Here is a 2,462-nt window from a genome sequence, read left to right as displayed (position 1 = left end):
ACTGCGCTGGGGTTCGACGTTGATAGGCGGTGTTGCTCATAATATCCTCATGGCCGTTGTGAAACGATGAGGGAATTCTAAATGGGGAGTACTATTTAAAGAAGGACGTCACGAAATGAACGGTTACATATACAGAATCGTTCTCACTGAGTGGCGCCCTCCCTTAATTCGGCGTTTGCCACGAAGCTTTCCACTGTCGTGATTGTAAGGTGCTACGCCGGTCAGAGCGGCAACCTGTTTCGGCGAGAGTGATCCCAGTTCTGGAAGATCGCCGAGCAACGTATTGACAACGACAGGGCCGACACCGGGCATGCTGAGTAGAATTTCGCGTTTGCGTTGCCAATCTTCATGTTGCTCGATAAGCTTATCGAGCATGTTGTCGACTTTTTCGACATGTTTATTCAAGTGCTGAATAAGACGATTGATATCGCCGTGCAACTCCTTCGGCATGATGTGGCAGCGGTTCTTTTCCATGGTTGACATTTGCATGAGCTGGCGGCGCCTGGCCAATAAATCCCGAATTTTACGAGCGATCTTGCACTCGGGGTCGCGCACTGGCGGTTTTACCGTCGCGGCAAATTGGGCAATCAGGCTGGCATCTATTTTGTCGGTCTTGGCCAATTGCCCGACAGCGCCAGCGTATCGACGAACCTGAAGCGGATTAATAATGATGACAGGGAGTTTTTTCTGGACGGCCGCATCATAGAAAGGACGCTCATAACGTCCTGTCGCCTCAATGACGATACGTTCGACCTGGTATCGCCCGATTCTTCCTAGTAATTGTTTAATGCCGTTAGAAGTATTTTCAGCGACGATATGAACATCTCTTTCATGGATGTAGACGTCCAACTGCTGCTTACCAACATCAATCCCGATATTAACGCCATGTTGAGTTTTTCTGCTCATTGTATTTCGATCTCCACCTTGCTAAATTCGGGCTTAGAGGCCCATTCGACTGTCCGAGTTAAGAAAATGAATCGGTGTGGCGCCACATGCTTGTTAACGGGCTCATTGTTCATGGCGCCGACGGTCCATCGGGCTGCCACACCGGTGACCTGCGGCTACAGGTTACGGGCCTCACTTTATCACTTGGAGAAGGAAAATCGATCATACAAGCGGGTCAAAATCGCCCGCCAAATTCGCGGGCTCGGACGCGCAAAAAGCGCGCGCCGTTTACCCTAGTCGTTATGTTTTTGGAAAGCTATGTCCACTATCCGACACTTTTTAATAGCTGTTATATTTTTATTAGTCGTTTCATGCGCTGATGAAAGTGTATGCAATACTGCCTCTGGTGCGCTGCAAGGATGTTGGATGACAGAGCTATGCGCGGAGGATTCAGGTAGTTGGAAGAAATCGGTATACGCTTTTTATGAAAACGGCGATATGGAGAGATCGGAATACTCCTATAGTGAAACGCAATGTACTGGATCGAAAGAGAAAGTAGACTTAAGTACTTCCGACGATATCACGTTTCGTTTTTCATATAGAGAAGGTGGCGAGTCCGAGCTCCAAGGACTAACGGCAACGGAAATATTTATTAAGTCGGGTAACGGCTCTGGTGAGTTACGTGGTAACTACAATATTAGTGTAGATAGACTCTGTTCTTCTGAGGGTATAAGGCTTGGGCCCGCTGGTGTAACACTTATTAGTCAAATATCCATAACTGACCCAAGTGGTGAAGATCCTTTGGCTGAGACATTGAATTTAACTGATTGTTTGGAAAAAGTGGATGAAACATAACAATAAGCTTTTGGTCGCCGCTATCGCGGCTGGGACTGCCTACGCTGCGCTGCGGCAGCCCCAAAGCTGAGCGTTAGGCATACAAAGAGAAACGAATAATGACAATATCTGGCTCATGTTTTTGTGGTGCAGTGACATACAAAATTGAAGGAAAATTGCGTGATGCTCGTTCTTGTCATTGTTCTATGTGTAGAAAGGCTTTTAGCGCACAAGCCTCCGCATATGCTCTAGTCGAACCAAACGAATTTAGATGGCTTTCTGGCGAAGAGCTCTTAACCACTTACGAATCAAATAGTGGCGCAGGTTTACAGTTTTGTGGCACGTGTGGATCAACACTTTGTGGTACATACAAAGGTAAGATTCACGGGATTACCTTAGGGTGTGTAGATGGCAATCCAGATGTAACACTAAAAAGGCACATTTTTGTCGGCTCAAGAGCATCCTGGGAAACAATTCCAGAGGGAGTGCCACAATATAAAGAGTTGCCACCAGAAAATGCCTAACAACACATTCAAAACCGCAGGGCATAAACCCGCCCTGCTCGGACGCCGCAAAATGCGCGGCGCCGTTTAATTCATCGTTAACTTTATAGTTAAAAGATTGCGTGTATTAAAAATTTAGATGTGAGAAACAAGTGTTAAAAAAAGCATTACTACTTTCGCTTGCATTAAGTTCATGTGCGAGTGTGAATGAGAGAACTGATGAGTCAGGAATATGGGTTG

3 protein-coding genes are annotated in these 2,462 nt (G+C 46.5%); 2 read left to right on the top strand and 1 reads right to left on the bottom strand.

Features of this window, described 5'->3' with window-relative positions; all coding sequences use genetic code 11:
• Positions 1-123: 123 nt before the first annotated feature.
• On the bottom strand, positions 124-906 hold the full coding sequence (locus OEZ43_22055; protein MDH5548262.1) for an IS110 family transposase: 783 nt from the start codon (positions 904-906) through the stop codon (positions 124-126).
• Positions 907-1,311: 405 nt separating this feature from the next.
• Here OEZ43_22055 and OEZ43_22050 point away from each other — a divergent pair, with 405 nt between their 5' ends.
• Both OEZ43_22050 and OEZ43_22045 read left to right on the top strand, forming a co-directional pair.
• Entirely contained in the window at positions 1,312-1,740 is a 429-nt protein-coding gene (locus tag OEZ43_22050; GenBank protein MDH5548261.1) for a hypothetical protein, read from the top strand.
• Positions 1,741-1,838: 98 nt separating this feature from the next.
• Positions 1,839-2,243, top strand: a complete 405-nt coding sequence (locus OEZ43_22045; protein ID MDH5548260.1) for a GFA family protein — start codon at positions 1,839-1,841, stop codon at positions 2,241-2,243.
• Positions 2,244-2,462: the final 219 nt, after the last annotated feature.

The organism is Gammaproteobacteria bacterium (genome assembly GCA_029881255.1).
GTDB lineage: Bacteria > Pseudomonadota > Gammaproteobacteria > S012-40 > S012-40 > JAOUMY01.
The sequence above is the reverse complement of the archived record's forward strand: the minus strand, read 5'-3'. Positions and strand labels throughout refer to the sequence as shown.